The following is a 24,299-nucleotide window of genomic DNA, read 5'->3' as shown; positions in this document are numbered from 1 at the left end:
TCAACGAAGCGTTGTCCAGGGCCCGAATGCTTCTGCCTCAGAAGTCCCGTTCTGAGGCGTTCCGACCGGCCCGTTCGATCGCGATGAAGGCCCGCCACGCGCAGGCCCGTGATCTGGGCAACCTGTAAGACCCATGGTGACCAGTGGGGCCCGTCCACCCGGACGGGCCCCGTTCCGTTCCCGCCACCGCGGGCGGGGGTCAGCGGGGAGTCGGGGCGAAGCCGGGGAGCCAGCGTTCGAGGATCTTGCGGTACGGGGCCTGGGCCTCGAGCTGGCAGAGCACCCCGATCGAGCCCAGCGTGACGCGGTGGATGAGCAGGTACGAGGGGGGCAGGGTGAGCTGCTTGCCGAGCTGGTAGGCGGGGCTCTTCGGGTTCGCGAGCCGGTTGGCCTCGCCGCGCAGCCACGCACGGGTGAAGCGGAACTCTGGTTCGGCGATCGGGTCGAGCATGGGCAGGAGGTAGTCCAGGACCGCCCGGGCGTCGATCTCCAGGTCGGGGCGGATGAAGCCCTCCTCGCGCAGGCCGGCGACGACGGCGTCCGCCTCACCGTCGAGGGCGTGGCGGACCATGCGGCCGATGACCTCCGGGTGACCGCCGGGGAGCCGGGCGATGCCGCCGAAGTCGAGGACGCCGAGGCGGCCGTCGGGCAGGACGCGGAAGTTGCCCGGGTGCGGGTCGGCGTGCAGCAGTTCGACGCGCGCCGGGGCGGAGAAGTGGAACAGGGCCATCCGGCGGCCGGCGTCGTCGCGTTCGGCGGTGGTGCCCACGGCGATGACGCGGGCCAGCGGGGTGCCCTCCACCCACTCGGTGACCAGGGCCCGGGGGGCCGCGGCGATCACGGGCGGGACGAAGATGTCCGGGTCGCCGGCGTAGGCGGCGACGAAGGCCCGCTGGGACTCGGCCTCCAGCTCGTAGTCCAGCTCCTCGGACAGGCGCTCCTTCAGCTCGTTGAGCAGCGGCTTGACGTCCAGCCCGGGGTGGATGACGCGGAAGAGCCCGGCCAGCCGGGAAAGCTGGTTGAGGTCGGAGACGAGGGCCTCGCCGGCGCCCGGGTACTGGACCTTGACGGCGACCGGGATGCGCTTGCGCCCCTTCTTCCACACCCCGCGGTGCACCTGGCCGATGCTGGCGGCGGCGGCCGGGGCGTCGTCGAACTCGGCGAAGCTGTCCCGCCAGTTCTCGCCCAGCTGCTCGGCCAGGACCTTGTGCACGCTGGCCGCGGGGAGCGGGGGAGCGGCCTCCTGGAGGCGGGTCAGTGCCTGCCGGTACGGGCCGGCCAGTTCCTCGGGCAGCGCCGCCTCGAACACCGACAGGGCCTGGCCGAACTTCATCGCACCGCCCTTGAGCTGCCCCAGCACGCTGAACAGCTGCTCGGCGGTGCGCTGCTGGATCTGCTCGGAGACGACCTCGGAGGCCATGCCGGTGACCCGCTTGCCGAAGCCGAGGGCGGCCCGGCCGGCGAAGCCGAGCGGGAGGGAGGCCAGCTTGGCGGTCCGGGAAACGGCCCGGCGCGGGATGTCGCTCACCGGATCATTGTGACCGATGACCGGCGCCCAGCCGGCTCCCTGACCGGGTTCCGGCAGTCACAGCGGGGGTGCGGTGGCCAGCTGCGGCGGCGCTGCCGGCCGGTGTGGTCGATCTCCACGGCGGCGCCGAGGGTGACCGGCGGGCGGCCGTCGAGGTGGTTGAGCGTCTCGGCGACGGCCAGGCCGGCCGCGGCGAACAGGGTGGGTACCGCGCACGGGTCGGTGCCCGGGTCAGCGGCGGCGAGCTGGGCGGCGAGCGCCGGCCAGGCCGGATCGTGGTCCCGCCGGTGCAGTTCGAGGCAGTTCAGGCAGGCCGCCTCGGCGCGCGTTCCCGGGACCAGGGGACCGATCATGGCCCGGCCCTCCTGGACGGTGACGGCCAGGTACGCGTGCCCGTGGCGGGCGTACCGGGCGGCGCGCACGGAGGCCGGACCGGGTGCGTCCGCGTCCACGATGAGGGTGATCTGCTCCGGGTGCGCGGGTGGGGCGGTCCGGGTGCCGGGGGCGTGGCGGGCGATGGCGGCGGTGACCGCCGCGGACCGGGGCGCGCCCAGGCCGGCCGGCACGAGGCCGCCCACGAGCGCGTCGGCGGGGTCGACGGCGCCCGCCAGGTCGGGCGTGACGTGCCCCACGCCGGCGGCGGCGAGCCCCAGCGCGATCGGCGGGCCGAGCCGGCCGCGCCCGGTGACCACCACGGTGGCGCGGGAGCGCCGTCTCAGCAGCTGCGCGGGGGAGTGGGCAGCCCGGTGGCCCGACCCGTCCAGCGCGAGCGAGGCGATCTCACCCGCGAGCCCCTGCCGGTGGGGGCCGGGCGCCAGGGTGTGCGCGCCGACGACCAGGCCGGCGCCGCGGAGGGCGGCCAGCAGGTTACGGGCGTCCGCGGGGTCGATGCCGGCGGCCGCGGCGTCGGCGAGCAGGGCCCGCTCGGGCCGGGCGCCGTCGAGCAGCGCGAGCAGTCGCGCGGTGCCCGGGTCGGCCAGTTCGACGACCAGCCCCCGGGCGGGATCGAGGCCCACCTGGAGGGTGTTCCGGTCCCGCCAGAGGCGGCGTAGACCGGGTAGCAGCGTCGGCCGGGTTCGCGTCATGGAGTGACAGTCTGTCACCACCACGTACACAGCACGCGGAGTTTTCCACAGGCGGGCAGGGCCGGGCACTGGGTTGTCCACAGGAGGGGGCCCAGTTATCCACAGGTGGGTGCGCGCACTGTCGCGCCTCTGACTTAACGCTTGGTGTCGCAACGGGTGACGGCATGCGGAGGGGGACGGCCGGAGCCGTCCCCCCATCCCTGCGATCGCGCCGGTCAGGCCTTGCCCAGGATCCGGTTGACCGTGGTCCCGCAGACCGGGCACTTGCCCTTGGCCATCTTCATGCCGGTCTTCGAGATGACGACGTCGCCCTCGAAGTCCCGCTTCTCCTTGCACTTCACGCAGTATCCGTTGTACTTCTCGGCCACGGTGCCCTCCTTGTTCTCTCACCGGCGCTTTGTCGCGCGTCCGGCGCAGGACCGTGCGGCCCGACCAGGGGTGCGGGCCGGCGCAGCGGTGTCACGGCAGCCGCGCTGGTCGCGGCCACTGGTCCGCGCGGGACCCTACCCACCCGCGGGGGCTGATGCACCTCGGCGTACCGCGGAACCAGCGTCACGATGGCGACACCGAACCGGTTTGCGACCAGCAGAGTGTGCCTGCCCGAATAGCGTGATTTCATCAAACTCGCGGGGACACGCCGGAAAACACTCCCGGCGTGGGTCCCCCGAAGAAAATTCCGGACGACCGGCCGGGAACCACCGCGATCCCGGCGGGTTCGATCGGTTTGCCTATTGGGTCCGCCGCCGGGAGCAGGCTAGTTTGCCTTCGTGAGCGAAATCCGGGGCTGCGCGGTGCGCTGATGGCGGCGACGCGCAAGCCGGTCGTGGAGGTGCGGCGCAGCCAGCGCCGACGACGCACGGTGTCCGCGTACCGGGACGGTGAGCGCGTCGTCGTGCTCATCCCGGACCAGTTCTCGCGGGCCGAGGAGACCGAGTGGGTCGACCGCATGCTGGCCCGCCTCGCCGCCCGCGAGCAGCGCGTCCAGCGCACCGACGCGGACCTGGCGCTGCGCGCCCGTCGCCTGGTCGACCGGTACCTGCCGGACCTGGCGGCGCTGGTCACCCCGGCCAGCATCCGGTGGGTGGAGAACCAGAACGGCCGCTGGGGCTCCTGCACCCCGGCCGACCGCACCATCCGCATCTCGCACCGGGTCCAGGAGATGCCCGACTGGGTGATCGACTACGTGCTCCTGCACGAAATTGCCCACCTCGTCGTGCCCAGCCACAACGCCCGCTTCTGGGCGATCGTGGCCCGGTACCCGAAGTCCGAGCGGGCCCGCGGCTACCTGGAGGGCGTCGCCGCCGCGGCGGGTCTGCCGCTCACCGAAGGATGACGCGGCGCGCCGTCGTCGCCCTGCTGCACCCGATCGGGTGGCACCCACCGGGCGTTGACCCCGAACGCTGGCGGCACGCCCTCGCCGAGGACGCCGTCGACCTGCTCAACGGCCTCAACGAGGTCACCCCGGCGGTGGCGCACGCCCCGGGGGACGGCGCCCTCGCCGCCGCCGTCACCTGGCCCGGCACCCTCCGCTACCCGGTACCCGGCGCGACCGTGACCGGCGCGCTGCGGGCGGCGGCGGCCGACGGGTTCGACCAGGCGGCCGTGCTCGCCGCGGACGCGCCGGACCTGCCCGGGCTGCTCGTTGGCAAGCTGCTGCGCCCGCTGACCACCCGCGCGGTCGCGGTCGCCCCGGCGCTGGACGGCGCGGGACTGCTCGGCGTGGCGTGCCGGCTGCCGGTGCCGGCGTGGCTGCCCGAGATCGACCTGGACACGGCCGGCGCGGCGCGGATCAGGCACGCCGCGCCGGCGCCCACCGACGTCGTCTCGACCCCCGGCTGGCGTCGGCTGCGCGGCGCCGCGGCCCTGGCCGGCCTCGACCCGGCCGTCGAAGGCTGGGACGCGACCCGGCTACTGCTCGGCGGCTGACCCGGGGCCCTCCGGCTCGGGGCCGCCGTCCTCCTTCGGCGCCTGGCTGGGGTCGAGCCCCTCCAGGTCGCTGATGTCGAAGTCGAACGAGGAGCGGGCGAAGGACTGCGGGTCGGCGAAGTCCTCCTCGCCGGGGAGCAGGTCCGGGTGGCCCCAGAGGGCGTCCCGGCCGGCGATGCCCCGGTGCTCGGCGAGCGCCGACCACAGCGCCGCGGCCTCCCGCAGGCGGCGGGGGCGCAGTTCCAGCCCCACCAGGGCGGCGAACGTCTGCTCGGCGGGGCCGCCGGCCGCCCGGCGGCGGCGGAACGCCTCGGCGAGCTTGCCGGCGTCCGGCAGCCGGTCCGCCACGGCGGAGTCCACCACGTGGCAGACCCACCCCTCGACCAGCGCGAGCGCCACCTCCAGCCGGTTCAGCGCCGCCTTCTGCTGCGGCGAGTCCTCCGGGGTGAAGATGCCCTCGACGCCGACCGCGCGCATCGACTCCGGGTCGGTCGGGTCGATCCGGCCCATCGCCTCCTCGATCGCCTCCCGGTTGACCCGGATGCCGGAGGCGTACGCCTCGACCGCGGAGAGCACGTGCGACCGCAGCCACGGGACGTGCCCGAACAGCCGCTGGTGCGCCGCCTCGCGCAGCGCCACGTACAGCCGCACCTCGTCGTCGGGCAGTTCCAGGCCCCGGCCGTACTCGGTGATGTTGGCCGGGATCAGCGCGGCGGTGCCCGCCGGGCCGAGCGGCAGGCCGATGTCGCCGGCGGAGAGCACCTCGGCGGCGAGCGAGCCGAGCGCCTGGCCGAGCTGGCCGCCGAACAGCGCGCCGCCCAGCGTGGCGACCATCGACTTCATCGGGCCGAGTTGCGCCCGGGCCTCCTCCGGCACCAGGTCGCCCATGGCCGCGACCATCCGGCCGGCGACCGGGTCGCACAGCTTCTTCCACACGTCGAGCGTGTTGTAGATCCACTCGTTGCGGTTCCAGGCGACCGAGGCGCGGATGCCGGAGGGCAGCGCGGCCGCGGGCTCCAGCCACAGGTCGGCCAGGCGCAGGGCCTCCTCGACGGCGTGCCGGTCGAACGGGCTCACCGCGGGGTCACCGCCGGCGGCGAGCTGGCTGGCCGCGACCTGGCGGGCCAGGTCCCAGTTGACCGGGCCGCTGCCCGGTGCGGCGAGCAGCGACTGGAGCTGGTTCATGAACTGCTGCATCTGCGCCGGGTCGTTCGGGTCGGGTGGCTGGCCGCCCGGCAGGGCGAAGCCGAAGGGGATCTCAGGCACCCGTCAACGGTACGCCGGCCGAACCGCCGTCACCGGTACGCGGAGGCTCTCAGGGAGAACTCAGGGAACAGGTCGGTAGTCTCGCCGCATGAAACGTCGCGGCGTCACGGTGCTGTTCGGCGCGGTCATGGTCGTCCTGCTGAGCGTCGGCATGTTCATGCAGGTGCCGTATGTGGTGCTCGGACCGGGTCCGACCGTGGACACGCTGGGCTCCGCGAACGGCGCCGAGGTGATCCAGGTGACCGGCCACGCGACCAGCACATCCGCCGGGCAGCTGCGGCTGACCACCGTCGGAGTTCAGCCACGAGCGAACCTGTACACCGCGATCCGCTCCTGGTTCGACAGCGAGGAGGCGGTGGTGCCGCGCGAGCTGATCTACCCGCCGGGGCAGACCCAGCAGCAGGTGGACCAGCAGAACGCGCAGGACTTCAAGCGCTCGCAGACCAGCGCGGAGACCGCGGCGCTGCGCGAGCTGGGGTTCCCGGTGCAGGTGCGGATCACCAAGGTGGATCCGGGCGGCCCCTCGGACGGCGCGCTGGCCGTGGGCGACATCCTGACCGGGGTGGACGGCGTCCCGGCCGAGGACGGGGAGAAGCTGGTCGAGCTGATCCGGGGCAAGCCGGCCGGCACCACGCTGAGCATCGACTACACCCGCGAGGGCCGCACGGTGACCGCCCGGATCACCACCGCCGGCAACCCGCCCGCGATCGGCGTCCGGGTGGAGGACCAGCAGCCCCACCCGTTCCAGCTGTCCATCAAGCTGGACGAGATCGGCGGGCCGAGCGCCGGGCTGATGTTCGCGCTGGGCATCGTCGACAAGCTGACCCCCGAGGACCTGACCGGCGGCAAGATCATCGCCGGCACCGGGGAGATCGACGGCCGGGGCGCGGTCGGCCCGATCGGCGGCATCGGGCAGAAGCTGGTCGGCGCCCGGGACGCGGGCGCCCGGTACTTCCTGGTCCCCGCGGACAACTGCGCCGAGGCGCTGGCGAACGCCCAGCCGGACCTGGTGATGGCGAAGGTGACGTCGCTGCGGGACGCGCTGGCCGCGCTGGCGCAGGTGCGGGCGGGGACGACGCCAACGCCGTGCACCGCGGGTTGAGCGGGGCGCCGCGTACGCTGGACGCCTGATCGACGAGGATCGGATCGACACGAGGGTGCGGAGCTGAGACCGTGGCAATGCGAACGAGTCCCCTGCCGCGAATGAGCCGGCGCGGGCGGGTCACCATCGGCGTGCTGATCGGGGTGTTCCTGCTCTTCACCCTGCTGGGCTGGCTGGTGGACGCCTGGACCGACTGGCTGTGGTTCCAGGAGGTCAGCTACACCGAGGTGTTCACGCACGTGCTGCGCACCCGGCTGCTGCTGTTCGCCATCGTCGGGCTGGCCGTCGCCCTGATCGTCGGCCTCAACCTGTACCTGGCGTTCCGGCTGCGCCCGATGCTGCGCCCGCACTCCGCGGAGCAGGCCACCCTCGAGCGGTACCGGATGGTGCTCGGCCCCCGCATCGGCACCTGGATCGGGGTGCTCGCGGCGGTCATCGGCTTCTTCGCCGGCCTGTCCGCGCAGACCCACTGGGGCGACTGGATGCTGTTCCGCAACTCCCAGCCGTTCGGGCAGACCGACCCGCAGTTCCACGTCGACATTGGCTTCTACGTCTTCGAGTACCCGTTCTGGCGCTACCTGATCGGCGTCGGGTTCACCGCGGTCGTGCTGTCCGTGATCGGCGCGCTGGCGATGCACTACATCTACGGCGGTGTGCGCCTGCAGGGTGTCGGCGACCGGATGACCCCCTCCGCCCGGGCCCACCTGACCACCCTGGTCGCCGCCTTCGTGCTGCTCAAGGCCGTCGCGTACTTCCTGGACCGGCGGGCGCTGCTGCTCGGGTACAACGAGGGAACCAAGCTGTACGGCGGCGGCTACACCGACATCCAGGCGCTGCTGCCGGCGAAGGAGATCCTCGCCTACATCTCGATCGTGGTCGCGGTGGCGATCATCGTGTTCTCCAACGCGATGATGCGCAACCTGGTCTGGCCCGGCGTCTCGCTGGCCCTGCTGGGCGTCTCGGCGGTCGCGATCGGCGGCATCTACCCGTGGGCGGTGCAGACGTTCACGGTCAAGCCGAGCCTGCTGAACAAGGAAGCGCAGTACATCCAGCGCAGCATCGACGCGACCCGGGCCGCCTTCGGCCTGTCCGACGTCGTCTCGACCGACTACCCGGCGTCGAACCTGGTACCGCAGGACAACCTGGAGGCCGACCAGGCGGTGGTGCCCACCATCCGGCTGCTCGACCCGGAACTGGTCTCCGAGACGTACACCACGCTCCAGCAGGTCCGCGGCTTCTACGACTTCGGCTCGAAGCTGGACATCGACCGGTACACGACCAAGGACGCGGAGGGCCGGGAGAGCACCCAGGACTACGTGGTCGGCGTCCGTGAGATCAACTACGACAAGCTCACCGATCAGCAGAGCAACTGGCTGAACCGGCACACGGTGTACACGCACGGCTTCGGCCTGGTCGCCGCGCCCGCCAACGAGGTGCGCTGCGGCGGTCAGCCGTACTTCGTCTCCGGGTTCCTGGACGACGAGGCCAACCGCAAGAGTTGCTCGGCCCAGTCCGAACTGCTGTCGGTCGGCGAGCCGCGGATCTACTACGGCGAGCTGATGTCGGGCCGGGACTACGCCATCGTCGGCTCCACCGGTACCGGCCGCGACGCGGAGTTCGACCGCCCCGTCCGCGAGGGCGGCAACCAGCAGCCGGCCGAGGGCGAGGGGCAGTACTACACCTACGCCGGCACCGGTGGCGTCAAGCTCGACTCCTTCACCCGCAAGCTGCTGTACGCGGTCAAGGAGCGGGAGGCCAACTTCATGCTCTCCGACGCGCTGAACAAGAACTCCAAGCTGCTCTACATCCGTAACCCGCGGGAGCGGGTGCAGAAGGTCGCCCCGTTCCTCACCATCGACGGCGACCCGTACCCCGCCATGGTCGACGGCCGGATCGTCTGGATCCTGGACGGCTACACCACGTCCGCCACCTACCCGTACTCGCAGCGCATCAACCTGCAGGCGGAGACGACCGACGAGACCACCGGCGTGGGGACCTTCCGCCTCCAGCGGGAGAACGTCAACTACATGCGCAACTCGGTGAAGGCCACCGTCGACGCGTACAACGGCACGGTCACCCTCTACGGGTTCGACGAGACCGACCCGGTCCTCAAGGCCTGGAACAACGCGTTCGGCGGCAAGCTGATCACCCCCAAGAGCCAGATCTCCCCGGACCTGGCGGCGCACCTGCGCTACCCGGCCGACCAGTTCAAGGTGCAGCGGAACCTGCTCGCCCGGTTCCACGTCACCGAGCCGGAGGACTTCTTCTCCGGGCAGAACTTCTGGGAGGTCCCGAACACCCCGGACCGCCCGGACAGCGGGGTCAAGCAGCCGCCGTACTACCTGTACACGAAGCTGCCCGAGCAGGACGCCCCGCGCTTCCAGCTCACCTCGACGCTCACCCCGCGCAACCGGCAGAACCTGGCCGCCCTGGTCTCCGGCTCGTACGAGGACGGCAAGCCCAAGCTTGAGGTCCTCAAGCTGAGGGACAACACGGCCATTCAGGGCCCCGTCCAGGTACACCAGCGGATGACCAACATCGGCCCGGTCCGGACCGCGCTCAGCCAGCTCAACGCCGACGGCCAGGCCGACATCCTGTACGGCAACCTGCTCTCGTTGCCGGTCACCGACGGCATGCTGTACGTCGAACCGGTGTACGTGCGCAGCAAGCAGGCCGACGCGTACCCGACGATGCAGAAGGTGCTGCTCAGCTTCGGCGACGGCGGCCAGTACGTGGTGCTCGCCGACGACATCGACACCGGCCTCAAGCAACTCATCGCCGCCGGCAAGGCGGGCGGGACGCCCCAGACCGGGGAGGCGCCCGGCACCGGCGAAACGCCACCGGCCTCCGGCGAGACCGGCACCGGCACCATGACCCCGCAGATGGCGGCCGCCGCGGCGAAGGTCCGCTCGGCGATCGCCGAGGTCAAGGCCGCCCAGGCGTCGGGGGACTTCGCCCGCTACGGCCGCGCGCTCGCCGACCTGGAGGCGGCGATGAGCGAGTTCGACGCCGCCAGCAAGGCGGCCGGCGGCGGCACCCCGCCGTCCTCGCCCCCGGCGTCACCGCCGGCGTCACCGCCGGCCGGCCCCACGCCGACGGGTCCGTCGAGTGGGGGGTGACCCCCGTTTTGGCGTACGGGCAGGAGTGCGCTAATCTTTACAAGTCGCCGCGGGGTGGAGCAGCTCGGTAGCTCGCTGGGCTCATAACCCAGAGGTCGCAGGTTCAAATCCTGTCCCCGCTACCACGGGAAACGCTCCCGGAGAGATTCTCTCCGGGAGCGTTTTCGTATCCGCTGCTAACGGATTCGCTAACGGCCGCTCCGCACCCGTTTCGAGGTGAGAACCCCTTCCGAATAGCGGTAATCAACTCATCTGCGGCACTCTCGGCACTGTCAGTAACGGTGGCTCGCTCGGTGGCGCCCAATAGACGGGGGCTCGGAAGGAGCGCAGGGGGCAGGGACGATCGCGCTAGGAGTTGATCGCTATGGGGGCGGGGGTTTGCCGGCTACGCGCGCGGGTGCTCGCGGACGCCGACGCGGCCGGTGGCCAGCGGACGGGCGAGGAACCGGAGGGCGACGAGGATGCCCCCTGAGCCGCACCGTCCGCGCGAACTCGAGTACCAGATATTCCTCGGGTCCGAGGTCGTCCAGCGCGGCCTGCTCACCGGGCATCAGCTTCGCAGCCAGGCGTGGCGGCGGATCCGGCAGAACGTGTACGCCGACGCGAGGCTGGCACCGGACCACCCGCTGGCCTGCCGGGCCGTTGCGCTGCGGGCGGTGTCGGGCCTGGTGATCGCCGGACCGTCGGCGGCGTCCCTGCTGGGCATCGAGCACGCGGCCGCCTTCTCGGACGACGTGCACGTGCTCGCCCCGCCGGACGTGCGGGTCAGCGCCCAGCGTGGCCTGCGGGTCCACGCGACGGCGTACGACCACGATGACCTGGTCGAGACGGGCGCGTTGCCGCACACGACGGTCGAGCGGACGGCGTGGGACGTGGCGGGCTGGCTGCCCCCGTTGCGGGCGGTGCCGATCCTCGACGCGATGCTCAACCGCGGGCTGCTCGCGGCGAAGGATCTCCCGGCCATCCTCGACCGGTGGCACCGCCGGCGGGGGTACCGGAAGGGCCACCTCGTCTTCGGGCTGCTGGACGGGTCGGCGGGCGGCCCCGCCGAGTCGTGGGTGCGCGCCCGCCTGCGGCTGGCCGGCGTGCCGCGACCGGTGCTCCGGTACCCGCTGCGCCTGGGCGAGGCCCAGGGCGCTCCGCTGACGCTGGACGTCGACATGGCGTGGCCGGAGCGCCGGGTGGCGGTCGAGTACACGGCGAACCGGCTGACGATGCTGAGGGTGGCCGGCTGGCTGGCCATCCACGCTCCGCTCGCGCGGGTCGGTCGCCATTTTCCACGGGTGCTGAAGGAGGTGCGGCAGGCGCTACACCGCCGGGGCTGGCGGCCGGAAGAGCGTGTCTGACCTCGGCTGTCGGGCTGCCCGAATGCCGCAGGCCGCCATCCATGCCCCAGCCTCGGCCCGCCCCTATTGGCGGCTCAAGCCGCGGGAGCGGAGCATGCGACGGATCACGTCGGCGCGCTCCAGGAGCGTCTTGCGGACGACCGGGGCGGCGGTGGCGGCCGCGGCCTCCGCGCGGGCCAGGTACGCCTCGTCGATGGCGAACAGCGGGAACAGGCGGTTCGTGTAGACCATCGCGGGGATCATCCCGCCGCGGCCCAGCCCGGGTACCAGCTCCAGATAGCTCCCGGCGTACGGGGCCAGCAGGTCGTCCTGCCCCGGGGACCAGAAGGCGGCGGTGACCTGCCGGACCGAACTGATCGGCACGGCGTGGTCCACGGCGAGGCGCTGCCAGACCTCCCGCTTCTCGGCGGCGTCCGGGATCGCGGCGCGCACGGTGAGGGCCTGGACCCAGGCGTCGGGGTCGGGGTCGCGCTCCAGCAGGGCGGCAACCTCCGCCGACGTGTCGGCGCCGAGTTGGGCCCTGCGGGTCAGGGTGCGCCACTGGAGGTCCACGTCGTCGCCGGAGCGGGACTGGAGCCAGGCGATCTCGTCCAGGTTCCCGGCGGTCCGGGCGAGGGCGCGCAGGGCGACCCGGCGGCGGTCCGGGGCGTCCGCCAACCGGCGGCAGGCTTCGGCGACCGTGGCGATCAGGCCGGCGCGCTCGGCGGGCGGGGACCACAGCTCGGCGATGTCGCAGGCGAGGGCGGCGTAGGGCTCGATCACCCAGTCGGAGGTCTCGCGGGCCAGGACGCCGGCCAGGCAGCGGACGAGCTCTGCGGCGGTGGCCTCGCCGGTCACCAGCATGTCCCAGACGGTCGCCACGGCGACGGCGCGCGAGATCGGGGTGGGCAGGGTCGGCGCCAGGGCCGCCAGGGCCTCGGTGGTCCTGGTGGTGGCGAAGGTCAGATCCTCGTCGTTCACCAGGTACAGCTCGGCCGGGGGCAGGTCGACCAGGGTCCGCCCGTCCTGGACCTCCACCGTGGACAGCGCCGTGCGGGCCCCGTCCTGGTAGGCGCCGACGGCGAGAACCTGGGGCCGGGGCGGCCCGTCCGGCCCGGTGGCCACGAGCGTCAGGGCGCCGCCGTCGCGCTCCAGGGTGAGGCGGTCCGTGCCGGCCTGCTCCAGCCACCCGGCACGCCAGGCGTCCAGGTCCCGGCCGCTGGCGGCGGCCAGGGCGTCCACCAGGTCCTGGAGGGTGGTGTTGCCCCAGGCGTGGCGGGCGAAGTAGGCGGTCATGCCGGTCCGGAAGTTCTTTTCGCCCACGTACGCCATGAGCTGGCGCAGGACCGAGGCGCCCTTCGGGTACGTGATGGTGTCGAAGATGGCCGCGGCCTCGGCGACGTCCCGGATGGGCTGGCGGATGGGGTGCGAGGTGGGTCCCTGGTCGGCCAGGTAGGCGGAGAGCTTGCCCATGGCCAGCAGCGAGGACCAGGCGTCGGTGTAGGCGGTGGCGGACGCGGCGGCCCAGTGGGCGGCGAACTCGGCGAATGCCTCGTTCAGCCACAGGTCGTCCCACCAGCGCATCGTGACGATGTTGCCGAACCACATGTGCGCCATCTCGTGCAGCAGCACCCGGGCGAAGCCGGCCCGCTCGGCCACCGTCGGGGTGGAGCGTTGCAGCGACCAGTCCGACCAGGTGACGCAGGCGTAGTTCTCCATCGCGCCGCCGAACTCCGGCATGAAGACCTGGTCGTACTTGCGCTCCGGGAACGGCATGCCGAACGCCTCCGCGAAGAAGGCGAGCCCCTGCGCGGTGACCGTGAAGATCTCGTCGGCGTCCCGCTCGAGGATCGGCGCGAGCGACCGGCGGGCGTAGAGGCCCAGGTCGTACCCGCCGGCCCGGCGGCGGATCTCGTGGAACGGCCCGGCGTTGACCACCACGTTGTACGTGGACAGCGCCGGGGTGGCCGGGAACGTCCACCGGCGGGCCGTGCCGACCCGCTCGATGGTCGGGTCGGCGGCGTTGGTCGTGACGGTCCACGCCTGCGGGGCGGTGACGGTGAACGCGTGCGGGGCCTTGAGGTCGGGCTGGTCGAAGCAGGCCCAGACGAACCGGGCCTCGTCCGGCTCGAAGCTCGTCCACACGTAGACCTCGCCGTCGGCGGGGTCGACGGCGCGGTGCACCCCCTCGCCCGCGGTGGTGTCCGACTGCACGGTCTCGACGCGCAGCGTGTTGTGCTCGGCGAGATCGGGCAGGACGATCCGCCCCGCCTCGGCCGGTGGGAGGGGCCGGCCGTTGAGCGTGGCGCTGACGACCTCCGCGGCGCAGTCGACGAACGTCTCGGCGCCCGGCTCGCGGCAGTCGAACGTCACCGTCGACACGCACCGCACCCGCGGGCCGTCGGGCAGCGCGGTCAGGTCGACGGCGATGTCGTACCGCTGGACCGAGAGCAGCGCGGCGCGCCGCTCGGCCTCGACCTGGGTCAGGCTCCGGACGTTCATCGGCCCTCACTTTCGAACGTGTCGAACGATCTTAGAAAACGTTCTCCCGTCGATGGGTCCGGGGAAGTCCGGGGAAGGAAGCGAGCGTCCGAAGCTCGGGCTCTCCGGCCGGAAGCTTGCGCGCTGCTCTGGGCGCCGCGGCCGGGGAAACGCCGCGGGGGAGGCGAACCGCCTCCCCCGCGGCTCGGCAATTGGCGCCGTTCACGCGAATCGCTGGGCCTGAAACCTCCGAGCGGCACCGAGCCCAAAGTTACCCACATTGCCGCAAGTGACAACAGGTTCGGGCGAAAAAACACCAGACTTTTTCGATCCGGACTCGGCTCCGAGCCGGAGAGAGATCGTTTTCTCGGCGTCTCTCCATCCGTGAATTTGGGCAAAGCGCTACCTTGGGCATCGATCGGGGTCGAGTCGGATTCTCGCCCCGTACAGCGGTCCTGACCTGCAACAACTGGCCCGGTTGGCCGAGCCTGCTCCTCCGTCGTATGGTGGAGTTCATGCACCCCGGGACGGTCCGCGTGACGTCGGTTCTGAGCGCGTGCAGATGCACGTGCGAGTGCTCGGGCAGTACGGTGCTTCTATGACAGCCGTCACGGGGGAGCTCACGCCGTTCGTACACGAGGCGTTGCTCTACCGTGACGCGGAGGATTACCTCGCCGGCACGGTCCCATTCATCTCCGATGCCCTGGCCGCGGCGGAGCCCGTCCTCGTGGCCGTGCCGGGGGAGAACCTCACCCTGCTGCGGGAGGCGCTCGGCGCCGCGGCCGGCGGGATCACCTTCATGGACATGGCCGAGGTCGGCCGCAACCCGGGCCGGATCCTGCCCTGGGTGATGCACGCCTTCATGGACGAGCGGCAGCACCAGCGGGTCCGCGTGGTGGGCGAGCCGGTCTACGTGGGCCGCACGGACGCCGAGTACCGCGCCTGCGTGCAGCACGAGGCGATGGTGAACGTGGCGTTCGCGGACCGGCAGGCGCTCATGCTCTGCCCGTACGACGCGTTCCGGCTGCCCGCGGCCGCGCTGGCCGACGCCGCGAGCACCCACCCGCTGGTCCGCCGGGGCGCCGACCGGGCGTCCAGCCGCGCCTACGCGGACCCGGACCAGGTGGTGGCCGCGTTCAACGTGCCGCTGGCCGAGGGGCCGGCCGCCGAGGAGCTGATCACGTTCGACGCCGCCCGGCTGGGCGAGGTGCGCCGGGCGGTGGTCCGCCTGGCCCGGGAGGCGGGCCTGGTCGGCGAGCGGGTCACCGACCTCCAACTGGCGGTCAACGAGGTGGCCACCAACGCGGTCGTGCACACCTCCGGGCCGGGCACGCTGCGGATCTGGCGGGAGCCCAGGGAACTGGTCTGCGAGATCCGCGACCACGGCCGCCTCGCCGACCGGCGGGCCGGGCGGACGCCGGTGGACGTCTACGACGGCAGCGGGCGCGGCCTGCTGATCGTGCACGAGCTGTGCGACCTGGTGGAGATCCACACCGGCGAGGCGGGCACGACCATCCGCCTGCACATGCGCCTCTGACCGGTTACCGGCGCGGTGCGGGGTACGCCGCCGCCCCGGCGAGGCCCCGCTCCCGGCGTGCCGCCGCCACCGGGTGGTGGTGCTGCGGCTGTGCGTACCTGGTGAGGCAGACGACCGCCAGGATCGTGATGACGAAGCCGGTGGCCGCCAGCCACTCCCGCCCGGGTGCGATCTTGTCACCGAGCAGGGCCAGGCCGATCGCGGCGGCCGGGATCGCGCCGGCGGCGTCCATCGCGGCCACCGCGGCCGTCGTGGACCCGCGCTGCATCGCCAAACCCAGCAGCAGTTGGCCGACCAGCGAGTGGGCCACCAGCAGGTAGAGCAGCGGATGCTGGACGATCTGCTGGACCGAGTGGGCGCCGGCCAGCGGGCGGGCGGCGATCGCGGCGGACGAGAAGGCCAGGCCGGCGAGCGCGCCCAGGACGACCGAGCCGGGCGCCCCATGCAGCCGGACGGCGAAGAAGCCGGCGGTGCCGATCAGGACCAGCGCCACCGCGAGCCCGGCCACGCCGCCCGCGCCGAGCGGGCGGGCGGTACCCGGCTGCGCCGAGATCACCAGCGCCGCGATGCCCAGCACCAGCAGCGCCAGCAGCAGCACCTCCGCGACCGGCAGCCGCCACTTCAGGACCAGGACGCCGAGCAGCGCCGTGACCCCGAGCCCGGCGGCGACCGACGCCTGGACCAGGAACAGCGGCAGCTCGCGCCGGGCCAGGAAGGCGAGCACGAAACCGAGCAGCTGGCAGAACACGCCGAGCAGGTAGGTCCGGTGCCCGGCCAGGCGCAGCAGCAGCCCCGGGTCGAACGTGTGGTGCACGGTGGTGCGCGTCGCCGCCATCGACTGGAGCAGGTTCGCCACGCCGTACGCGGCGATCATTGCCGCGAGGAAGCACCAGCCGGCGGATATCACGTGGCGAGGATAGCCGTAACGGGTTGCGTCGAAACGCGGTCCGGCGCCGGACCGCTCGGCCGCCCGTTACCTCCCGGTCGCCTCCCGGTCGCCCAGCCGCTCCAGCAGGCCGGGGTGGAGCTTTCCGTTGGTCGCGATCGCGCTGCCGCCGCCCGGCCCCGACCGGCCCGCCAGGTCCGTGAACGTGCCGCCCGCCTCGGTGACGATCGGGATGAGCGCGGCCACGTCCCACAGCGACAGCTCCGGTTCCGCCATCGCGTCCAGCGCGCCCTCGGCCACCAGCATGTACCCGTAGAAGTCGCCGTACGCCCGGCTGCGCCACACCTCGCGGAGGATCTCCAGCATCGCCGGCAGCCGGCCGTTCTCCTCCCAGCCGGTCAGCGACGAGTAGCAGAACGACGCGTCGGCGAACCGTTCGACGCCGGAGACCCGGATCGGGGTGGCGGCGGCGGTGTGCCGACCGGCGTAGGCGCCGTGCCCGGCCGCCGCCCACCAGCGCCGGCCCAGCGCCGGCGCCGAGACCAGCCCCACCACCGGCTCGTCACCCTCCATCAGCGCGATCAGGGTGGCCCAGATCGGTACGCCGCGGATGAAGTTCTTGGTCCCGTCGATCGGGTCGATCACCCACTGCCGGCTGCCCGGCCCGGCCGCGGCGGCGGTCTGCCCGTACTCCTCGCCGAGCACCGCGTCCCGCGGGCGGGTGCGGGCCAGGGTGGCCCGGATCGCCTTCTCCACCGCCGTGTCCGCGTCCGAGACCGGTGTGAGGTCCGGCTTGGCGCTCACGTGCAGGTCCAGCGCGCGGAACCGGGACATGGAGATGGAGTCCGCCGTGTCCGCGAGCACGTGGGCCAGCGAGAGGTCGTCGTCGTACCGGAGCGACCGGTCGTTACGGGGGGCCATGCAGCGAAACCTAGCGGATGGGTGATTGGTTAACGTCATCCGCGTGCGACCCGAAACGTCTCCGGCGGCTACATGGAGGTCTGATCACCCGCCGGCTCGTCCCGGCTGCGGGAGGCCAGCAGGCGGCGGTACGAGCCGAGCCGGCGCGGGTCGGCGTGCCCCTCGGCCACCCAGGCGTCCAGCGCGCAGGACGGTTCCGCCGCGGTGTGCTCGCAGTTCGGCGGGCAGTCCAGGGTGCCGTCGACCAGGTCCGGGAAGCCGTGCAGCAGGTCGTCGGCGCAGACGTGGGCCAGCCCGAAGCTGCGCACGCCCGGGGTGTCGACGATCCAACCGGGGTCGTCCCGCCCGCCCGCCGCCCCGGGCAGCCGCAGCGCCACCGCCGAGGTGGACGTGTGCCGGCCCTTGCCGACCGCGCTGACCGCGCCGACCGCCCGGTCCGCCGCGGGCACCAGTCGGTTGACCAGCGTCGATTTGCCCACGCCGGAGTGGCCGACCAGGACCGAGATCCGCCGGGTGAGCGCGGCGCGCAGGTCGTCCAGCGGCCGGTCCGGCCGGCACCGCACCGAACGCAGGTCCAGCTCCGCGTAGTACTCGAGCACCGGGGCGGGGTCGCCCAGGTCCGCCTTGGTGAGGCAGAGCAGCGGCTCGATGTCGGCGTCGTACGCGGCGACCAGGCAACGGTCGATGAATCCGGTGCGCGGCGGCGGGTCGGCGAGCGAACTGACGATCACCAGTTGGTCGGCGTTGGCGACGACCACCCGCTCTATCCGCCCCTCGGTGGTGGTCTCGTCGTCGTCCGCGGTGCGGCGCAGCACGCTGGTGCGCTCGGTGATCCGGACGATCCGGGCGAGCGCCCCCTCGGCGCCCGACACGTCGCCGACCAGGGCCACCCGGTCGCCCACGACCACGGATCTGCGCCCGAGTTCGCGGGCGCGCATGGCGGTGACCGGCGGCTCGCCGGGGTCGACCACGATGGTGTACCGGCCGCGGTCCACGGCGATCACGAAGCCGTCCACGGCGTCGGCGTGCCGGGGGCGGGTACGGGTGCGCGGGCGCGAGGACCGGCCCGGTCTGACCCGTACGTCCTCCTCGTCGTACTCCCGGCGCTTCCCCGTCAGAACGAGCCCCCTACTCTCCCATCGCCGTGCCCGACCCCACCATGCTCGACCATAGTGCCGGGAACTCGGGCAGGGTCTTGGCGGTACACGCCACGTCGGTCACCTCGATGCCGGGGACCGCGAGGCCGAGGACCGCGGCGGCGTGTGCCATCCGGTGGTCGTCGTAGGTGGTGAAGGTGGCGCCGCGCAGTGGCCGGGGGGTGATCTCCAGCCCGTCGGGCAGTTCGGTGACCTCGGCGCCGAGCGCGGAAAGCTCCCGGGCGAGGGCGGCCAACCGGTCCGTCTCGTGCCCCCGGATGTGCGCCACCCCGGTCAGCCGGGACGGCGAGTCGGCCAGCGCGCACAGCGCGGCGATCACCGGGGTCGACTCGCTGACCTCGGACAGGTCCGCCGTCAGGCCGTGAATCTTGCCGGTGCCGCGCACGGTCAGCCCCCCGGTGCCCAGGCTCACCTCGCCGCCCATCCGGTGCAGCAGCTCCCGCAGCGCGTCCACCGGCTGGGCGCTGCCGCGCGGCCAGCCCAGCAGCGTGACCCGGCCGCCGGTGACCAGCGCGGCGGCGAAGAACGGCAGCGCACCGGAGAGGTCCGGCTCGATTTCCCAGGCGCGACCGGCGAGCCGGCCGGGCGCCACGGACCAGACGTTCGGGGTGGCGTCGTCGACGGCGGCGCCGGCGGCGCGCAGCATCTCCACGGTCATCCGCAGGTGCGGCGCGGACGGCACCGGCGGGCCCTGGTGCCGCACGACCACACCGTTGGTGAAGCTCGGCGCCGCCAGCAGCAGGCCGGAGACGAACTGGCTGGACGCCGAGGCGTCGATGGTTACCTCGCCGCCGGGCAGCGCGCCGGCGCCGTGCACGACCAGTGGCAGCCCGCCGCCGGGCGCGGACTCGATCCGGGCGCCGAGCGCGTTCAGCGCGCCGATCAGGGTGCCGAGTGGGCGCTTGCGGGCGTGCGGGTCGCCGTCGAAGGTCACGGCGCCGCCGGACTGCGCGGCCAGGGCCGGCAGGAAGCGCATCACCGTGCCGGCCAGGCCCACGTCCACGTGCGCCGGGCCGGTCAGCGGCTGCGGCCGGACCACCCAGCGCTCGTCGTCCAGCGTGGACACCTGCTGGCCCATCGCGCGCAGCCCGGCCGCCATCAGTTCCGTGTCCCGGGCGCGCAGCGGATGGCCGAGCGTGGACGGGCGGTCGGCGAGCGCGCTGATCACCAGCGCCCGCGCCGTCATCGACTTCGAGCCGGGCAGCCGTACCGTCGCCTCGACGGCCCGGCCGGCGGTGGGCGCGGGCCAGGGTTGGGGCGGCCGGGTCGCCATCAGGTTCGCCACGGTACCAGTCTGCCGCCCGGCGCCTGCACCGCGGACCGCGCGACCAGCCCCTCCCGCCCACCGGGACGGTACGGTGATGCCCGTGTGTGGCCGGTACGCGACGACCCGAAGCACGGTCGATCTGACCACCCTGTTCGAGGCGGGGGACGACACGCTGGACAGGGTGCCGCTGGCACCCGACTACAACGTCGCGCCGACCGACCCGGTACCCATCGTGCGCATGTCCCAGCGGTTGGATGGCCGGGTGGTCACCGCCGCGCGCTGGGGGTTGGTGCCCAGTTGGGCGCGGGACACCAGGGGTGCGGCCCGCATGATCAACGCGCGGGCGGAGACGGTCGCCACCACCCGGGCGTACGCGACCTCGTTCGGCCGGCGCCGCTGCCTCGTCCCGGCCGACGGCTGGTACGAGTGGGTGCGCGGGCCGGGTGGCCGCAAGCAGCCGTACTTCATGACCTCCCGCGACGGCGACGTGCTGGCCTTCGCCGGGCTGTGGAGCCCGTGGGGGCCGGAGCCGACCTTCACCTGCACGATCGTGACCATGCCGGCGTTGGGTGACCTGTCGCTGGTGCACCACCGGATGCCGCTGCTCCTGCCCCGCGACCGGTGGGCGCGGTGGCTGGCCGGGCCGGCCGACCCGACCGGGCTGCTCGCGCCGCCGCCGGCGGAGTACCTCGCCGGCATCGAACTGCGCCCGGTCGGGCCGGCGGTCGGTGACGTGCGCAACGACGGTCCGGATCTGACCGTGGCCGTGCCGGCGCCGCCGCTGGGCGCCGTCGATCCGGCCGCCGCCGATGACGTTTCGGTAAATCTCACGCTGTTCTGACCGTCGGATGGCGCCCGGGTGGCCGCTTCGGAGCGTGAACGGATGGATGTTACCGACGGTAGTGCGAGCAGCTCTCGCGTTTCCGGTGGACCACGCACCGTGATCACTCTCGCCCGCTTTGCCCCAGTGGTACGCATACGTCGCTGCGTCTTTTTGGCAATGTCGATGGAGTACTTGTCTTGCCACCATGCCGTGCGATAGAACACAGCGCCGGCAACGGGGTGTGTCACCGCATCGGGCGGTGAACCCCGCGAGCACATGCCGGTCCCACGGGGGAGGTGGGTTGATGACCCGGGCGCGCATGCCCCGCCCGCACGAGGTCGCCGCCGCGAGGCGTGACCCGAGGCTGCTTCGAGCCTTCAGCGAGCGAGATCTGGATCCTGCCTGGCGCACGAAGGGCGCCTGCCAGACGACCGATCCGGAGACGTTCTTCCCGGCACCGAGCGAGGCGGCCGACTCGGCCATCTCGCTCTGCCGCACCTGCGACGTGCAGGGCGCCTGCCTTGCCTGGGCGCTGGACGTCGGCGACTGCCACGGCGTGTGGGGCGCGACCACGCCCCGCGAGCGGCGGGCGATGCTGGTGGCCTGGCGGACCGCCTGGCAGGCCGACGCCGCGCGCGCGGAGGCCATCGAGGAGGACCTGCTCGGCGCCGCCGTGCGCGGCCGCCTGCCGGACCTGGTCGCCGTTCGCTGACGCGCCGCCCCATCCGGTCGATCACCCGCCGGTGGTCCAGGATGGCGGTATGGCGGAGTCCATAGAGATCGACACGCCGCGCGGGCCGGCCCGGGTCAGCCTCGACCAGCCGGCCCGCCCGGCCCGCTGCCTGCTGCTGCTCGGCCACGGGGCCGGCGGCGACGTCACCGCGCCCGACCTGGTCGCGGTGCGGGATGCCGCGGTCGCCGCCGGCGCCGCCGTCGCGCTGGTCACCCAGCCGTACCGGGTGGCCGGCCGGCGTACACCGCCGCCCGCCCCGCACCTGGACGAGGCGTGGGCCGTCGTCGCCGCCGCCGTCGCACCCCGCTACCCGGGCGTACCGATGGTGTTCGGCGGCCGGTCCAGCGGTGCCCGGGTGGCGTGCCGGGCCGCCGCGCCGCTCGGCGCCGCCGGTGTGATCGCGCTCGCGTTCCCGCTGCACCCGCCCGACAGGCCGGAGCGGAGCCGCGCCGCCGAGTTGCCCACCACCGTGCCCACGTTGGTCGTCAACGGCGACCGTGACCCGTTCGGCGTACCCGGGGCCGCGCCGCCGGTGGAGGTGGTCGTCCGCCCGGGCGAGCGGCACGACCTGCGCCGGGACCCGCCCGCCGTGGCCGCGGCCGTGCTCGCCTGGCTCACCCGGCAGGGATGGCTGCCGTGACCGTCCCCGGCCGGGGCTCGTTGGTGTGGGTGAACAACCTCCCAGGCCCTACCCGGCCCCGGTGGGGTGCAGGGATCACCGGGGCCGGGTCGGGCAGGAATGCGCGGCCGGGCCGGGCACGTTGCACAGCCAGGAAGGCGGCGTCTCTTCGCCGCGACTTCGGCAAGGGAGCGGTCTGTGCAGAGTGCAAGCGGTACCCAATGGCGCCCGGCGCCCGCGGGCGACCCGCAGCGGGTCCGGAGACTGCTCGACGCGCCGGCTTGGCCTGCCGCGGTGGAGCCTGCCGCGGTCGATCCGGTGGCGCCGGGCACCGGCGGCGCGACGGGCACTGTGACGGGCGTCAGAGGGCGTAGCGCGCCGGCGATCGGGGTACCAGGCGTATCCTCAGCAGGGCGGGCGAACGCCGTCGCGCCGCCGGAGGCTTCGCGACCAGGGGTGAACGTCCGGGTGACCCGTACCGAAAGGCCAGATCAGCAGCGCGCGCGTTTCGAACGGGACGCGATGCCGTTCGTGGACCAGCTCTACGCGGCCGCCCTGCGGATGACCCGTAACCCGGCCGACGCCGAGGATCTGGTGCAGGAGACGTACCTCAAGGCGTACGCGGCCTTCCACCAGTTCGAGGAGGGCACCAACCTCAAGGCGTGGCTGTACCGGATCCTCACCAACACGTACATCAACTCGTACCGGCGGCGGCAGCGCCAGCCCGTCCAGGCCCCCACCGAGGAGATCACGGACTGGCAGCTCGCCGAGGCCGAGTCGCACACGTCCAGCGGCCTGCGCTCGGCCGAGACCGAGGCGCTGGACCGGCTGCCGGACAGCGACATCAAGGACGCCCTGCAGCAGCTGCCCGAGGATTTCCGGATGGCGGTCTACCTGGCCGACGTCGAGGGCTTCTCGTACAAGGAGATCGCGGAGATCATGGGTACCCCGATCGGTACCGTGATGTCGCGGCTGCATCGCGGTCGGCGGAACCTGCGCCGGCTGCTGGAGCGTTACGCTGCCCAGCGGGGCTTCAACCGGACCCCCACGGGCGACCCGGCCACGGCCGGGCAGGAGGTGTGATCGTCGTGGGCTGTGGTGAACCCCACGAGACCGACTGCCACGACGTGCTGGCGGAGGTCTACCTCTACCTCGATCTGGAGTGCTCTGAGGAGCGCCGGCGGCTGATCCGCGACCACCTCGACGAGTGCTCGCCGTGCCTGCGCGAGTTCGGCATCGAGCAGGAGGTCAAGGCCCTGGTGGCGCGCTCCTGCGGCGCCGAGCGGGCGCCCGCCGAGCTGCGGGACCGGCTGCGCAGCAGGCTGGCCGGGCTGGTGCGGGACACCGGCTCGCGGGAGTTGCTGGCCGAATAGCACGCGGGCGGCGCACCGGCTTCGGTGCGCCGCCCACCCGTGCCGCCTCGCTCAGCTGTTGGGGCGCTTGCCGTGGTTGGCCGCGCTCTTCTTGCGAGCCTTCTTCTTGCGGGCCTTCTTCGCCATGAGGTAACCCCCGGTCGCGCTCTCGTCGGACGAATCATCCTAGGCGTTGCCCCGGGCCCGCCGGTGCGGTGGGCCGCCGCGTGGTTGGATACCGTCCAGGAACGCGACGACAAGGGGGTTGGCCGCGATGGCCGAGGAGATCCGCGCCGAGATGGTGGCGAACGTGTGGAAGGTCGTCGCGGCCGCGGGCGACAGCGTGGCGGAGGGCGACACGCTCGTGATCCTCGAGTCCATGAAGATGGAGATCCCGGTGCTGGCCGAGTCCGGCGGCACGGTCGCCCAGCTCGCGGTGAACGAGGGCGAGGTCGTTCAGGAGGGCGACCTGATCGCCGTCATCGAGTGACCCGGGCGGCGCCGGCCCGGTCCACCAGGTCGTAGGCCACCGTCAGCGCCGCCTCCCGGCGGTCCTCGTCGGTCAGCCCCGGCTCGCTGAGCACGAACGAGCTGGTGTGCAGGGCGAACACCGACACCGCGCAGCGCAGCCGGTCCGTCGCGGTGGCGTCCGCGCCGGCCAGCAACTCCAGCATCGCCATCATGTGGCCGCGCATCTTCAGCGCGGACGGCTGCTCGCGCAGCGACGCCTGGTTCTGCTCGAAGAACCGCATGGTGCGGAAGTGGTTACTCTCGTACAGTTCCGCCGCGTACCGGCGCAGGAACTCGCGCCAGGTCTCCGGCGCTCGCGGCTGCCCGCGCAGCCACTCCAGGATCGCCTCCACGCGCTTCATGCCGTCCTCGACGAAGCTGCTGACGATCTCTTCCTTGCTCTTGAAGTGGTAGTACAGCGCGGCCTTGGTCACCCCGAGGCGCTCGGCGATCTCCCGTAGCGAGGTGGCCTCGTACCCCTGCTCGGTGAACAGTTCCAGGGCCACGTCCTGGATCCGCGCGCGGGTGTCGGTTCGCTCCCCGGTTCGCTCAGCCACGGCTTCCTCGTCCTCGGTATGTATGTCACATGCAATTAACTTGACGACCGGTCCGCGGCGAGCTTACCTTACGGCTGGTAAGTTGCTAACCGGTCGACAAGTAAG

General features: G+C 72.9%; 23 protein-coding genes and 1 tRNA gene. 13 read left to right on the top strand and 11 right to left on the bottom strand.

Going from position 1 to position 24,299, the window contains the following annotated elements; all coding sequences use genetic code 11:
* Positions 1-199: 199 nt before the first annotated feature.
* The 3 genes from KJS59_RS10620 to KJS59_RS10610 all read right to left on the bottom strand — a co-directional run bounded on the left by KJS59_RS10620 (position 200) and on the right by KJS59_RS10610 (position 2,981).
* Positions 200-1,528 carry an ABC1 kinase family protein gene (locus KJS59_RS10620; RefSeq protein WP_213452589.1) on the bottom strand — a complete coding sequence of 443 codons (1,329 nt, stop codon included), beginning with the start codon at positions 1,526-1,528 and terminating at the stop codon, positions 200-202.
* Complete coding sequence (locus KJS59_RS10615) at positions 1,525-2,613, bottom strand: hypothetical protein (protein ID WP_213452587.1); 1,089 nt, start codon at positions 2,611-2,613, stop codon at positions 1,525-1,527. The genes KJS59_RS10620 and KJS59_RS10615 overlap by 4 nt, the downstream gene beginning before the upstream one ends.
* A 215-nt stretch (positions 2,614-2,828) precedes the next feature.
* Positions 2,829-2,981: a DUF5679 domain-containing protein gene (locus KJS59_RS10610; protein ID WP_213452585.1), complete on the bottom strand. Its 153-nt coding sequence runs from the start codon at positions 2,979-2,981 to the stop codon at positions 2,829-2,831.
* Between the two features lie 431 nt (positions 2,982-3,412).
* Between KJS59_RS10610 and KJS59_RS10605 the strand changes: the two genes are divergently transcribed.
* Positions 3,413-3,946, top strand: a complete 534-nt coding sequence (locus KJS59_RS10605) for a M48 metallopeptidase family protein (protein ID WP_213452583.1) — start codon at positions 3,413-3,415, stop codon at positions 3,944-3,946.
* Positions 3,943-4,539, top strand: a complete 597-nt coding sequence (locus tag KJS59_RS10600) for a hypothetical protein (RefSeq protein ID WP_213452581.1) — start codon at positions 3,943-3,945, stop codon at positions 4,537-4,539. The genes KJS59_RS10605 and KJS59_RS10600 overlap by 4 nt, the downstream gene beginning before the upstream one ends.
* Here KJS59_RS10600 and KJS59_RS10595 read toward each other — a convergent pair.
* Entirely contained in the window at positions 4,522-5,805 is a 1,284-nt protein-coding gene (locus KJS59_RS10595; protein WP_213452579.1) for a zinc-dependent metalloprotease, read from the bottom strand. The genes KJS59_RS10600 and KJS59_RS10595 overlap by 18 nt on opposite strands.
* Before the next feature lie 88 nt (positions 5,806-5,893).
* Here KJS59_RS10595 and KJS59_RS10590 point away from each other — a divergent pair, with 88 nt between their 5' ends.
* The 4 genes from KJS59_RS10590 (at position 5,894) to KJS59_RS10575 (ending at position 11,372) form a co-directional block, all read left to right on the top strand.
* The gene (locus tag KJS59_RS10590; RefSeq protein ID WP_213452577.1) at positions 5,894-6,907 is read left to right on the top strand and encodes a YlbL family protein; all 1,014 of its coding nucleotides are present in this window, start codon (positions 5,894-5,896) and stop codon (positions 6,905-6,907) included.
* A gap of 101 nt (positions 6,908-7,008) precedes the next feature.
* Positions 7,009-10,026: a UPF0182 family membrane protein gene (locus KJS59_RS10585; protein ID WP_249714035.1), complete on the top strand. Its 3,018-nt coding sequence runs from the start codon at positions 7,009-7,011 to the stop codon at positions 10,024-10,026.
* 48 nt (positions 10,027-10,074) lie between these two features.
* Positions 10,075-10,151: transfer RNA gene (locus KJS59_RS10580), tRNA-Met, on the top strand.
* A gap of 336 nt (positions 10,152-10,487) precedes the next feature.
* Entirely contained in the window at positions 10,488-11,372 is an 885-nt protein-coding gene (locus KJS59_RS10575) for a hypothetical protein (RefSeq protein WP_213452575.1), read from the top strand.
* A gap of 63 nt (positions 11,373-11,435) precedes the next feature.
* On the opposite strand, the gene pepN is transcribed toward KJS59_RS10575, so the two are convergent.
* Entirely contained in the window at positions 11,436-13,853 is a 2,418-nt protein-coding gene (gene pepN / locus KJS59_RS10570; protein WP_213452573.1) for an aminopeptidase N, read from the bottom strand.
* Between the two features lie 577 nt (positions 13,854-14,430).
* Between pepN and KJS59_RS10565 the strand changes: the two genes are divergently transcribed.
* Complete coding sequence (locus KJS59_RS10565) at positions 14,431-15,369, top strand: sensor histidine kinase (RefSeq protein WP_213452571.1); 939 nt, start codon at positions 14,431-14,433, stop codon at positions 15,367-15,369.
* A gap of 4 nt (positions 15,370-15,373) precedes the next feature.
* On the opposite strand, the gene KJS59_RS10560 is transcribed toward KJS59_RS10565, so the two are convergent.
* The 4 genes from KJS59_RS10560 to aroA form a co-directional block, all read right to left on the bottom strand.
* Entirely contained in the window at positions 15,374-16,243 is an 870-nt protein-coding gene (locus tag KJS59_RS10560; RefSeq protein ID WP_376771153.1) for a hypothetical protein, read from the bottom strand.
* Positions 16,244-16,342: 99 nt separating this feature from the next.
* The gene (gene hisN, locus KJS59_RS10555) at positions 16,343-17,176 is read right to left on the bottom strand and encodes a histidinol-phosphatase (protein WP_213452567.1); all 834 of its coding nucleotides are present in this window, start codon (positions 17,174-17,176) and stop codon (positions 16,343-16,345) included.
* Between the two features lie 68 nt (positions 17,177-17,244).
* On the bottom strand, positions 17,245-18,294 hold the full coding sequence (rsgA, locus tag KJS59_RS10550) for a ribosome small subunit-dependent GTPase A (protein ID WP_213452739.1): 1,050 nt from the start codon (positions 18,292-18,294) through the stop codon (positions 17,245-17,247).
* Positions 18,295-18,304: 10 nt separating this feature from the next.
* On the bottom strand, positions 18,305-19,618 hold the full coding sequence (gene aroA, locus KJS59_RS10545; RefSeq protein WP_213452565.1) for a 3-phosphoshikimate 1-carboxyvinyltransferase: 1,314 nt from the start codon (positions 19,616-19,618) through the stop codon (positions 18,305-18,307).
* Positions 19,619-19,700: 82 nt separating this feature from the next.
* Between aroA and KJS59_RS10540 the strand changes: the two genes are divergently transcribed.
* The 5 genes from KJS59_RS10540 to rsrA all read left to right on the top strand — a co-directional run bounded on the left by KJS59_RS10540 (position 19,701) and on the right by rsrA (position 23,148).
* Entirely contained in the window at positions 19,701-20,441 is a 741-nt protein-coding gene (locus KJS59_RS10540; protein ID WP_213452563.1) for an SOS response-associated peptidase, read from the top strand.
* A gap of 286 nt (positions 20,442-20,727) precedes the next feature.
* The gene (locus tag KJS59_RS10535; protein WP_213452561.1) at positions 20,728-21,135 is read left to right on the top strand and encodes a WhiB family transcriptional regulator; all 408 of its coding nucleotides are present in this window, start codon (positions 20,728-20,730) and stop codon (positions 21,133-21,135) included.
* 49 nt (positions 21,136-21,184) lie between these two features.
* A complete protein-coding gene (locus KJS59_RS10530; protein ID WP_213452559.1) occupies positions 21,185-21,796 on the top strand; it encodes an alpha/beta hydrolase family protein in 612 nt (203 codons plus the stop codon).
* 177 nt (positions 21,797-21,973) lie between these two features.
* A complete protein-coding gene (locus tag KJS59_RS31750; RefSeq protein WP_283775764.1) occupies positions 21,974-22,858 on the top strand; it encodes a sigma-70 family RNA polymerase sigma factor in 885 nt (294 codons plus the stop codon).
* 5 nt (positions 22,859-22,863) lie between these two features.
* Positions 22,864-23,148 (top strand): mycothiol system anti-sigma-R factor, encoded by a 285-nt coding sequence (gene rsrA, locus KJS59_RS10520; RefSeq protein ID WP_213452555.1) that lies wholly within the window; start codon positions 22,864-22,866, stop codon positions 23,146-23,148.
* 51 nt (positions 23,149-23,199) lie between these two features.
* Here rsrA and KJS59_RS32170 read toward each other — a convergent pair whose 3' ends face one another.
* The gene (locus tag KJS59_RS32170) at positions 23,200-23,274 is read right to left on the bottom strand and encodes a 50S ribosomal protein bL37 (RefSeq protein WP_370461611.1); all 75 of its coding nucleotides are present in this window, start codon (positions 23,272-23,274) and stop codon (positions 23,200-23,202) included.
* Positions 23,275-23,401: 127 nt separating this feature from the next.
* Here KJS59_RS32170 and KJS59_RS10515 point away from each other — a divergent pair, with 127 nt between their 5' ends.
* Positions 23,402-23,617 (top strand): biotin/lipoyl-binding carrier protein, encoded by a 216-nt coding sequence (locus KJS59_RS10515; protein ID WP_213452553.1) that lies wholly within the window; start codon positions 23,402-23,404, stop codon positions 23,615-23,617.
* On the opposite strand, the gene KJS59_RS10510 is transcribed toward KJS59_RS10515, so the two are convergent.
* Positions 23,607-24,194 carry a TetR/AcrR family transcriptional regulator gene (locus KJS59_RS10510; RefSeq protein WP_213452551.1) on the bottom strand — a complete coding sequence of 196 codons (588 nt, stop codon included), beginning with the start codon at positions 24,192-24,194 and terminating at the stop codon, positions 23,607-23,609. The genes KJS59_RS10515 and KJS59_RS10510 overlap by 11 nt on opposite strands.
* Positions 24,195-24,299: the final 105 nt, after the last annotated feature.

Origin of the sequence: Rhizomonospora bruguierae, assembly GCF_018397995.1 — a bacterium.
Taxonomy (GTDB): Bacteria; Actinomycetota; Actinomycetes; order Mycobacteriales; family Micromonosporaceae; genus Rhizomonospora; species Rhizomonospora bruguierae.
Note: the sequence above shows the minus strand (reverse complement) of the source record. Positions and strands in the feature narration are given on the sequence as shown.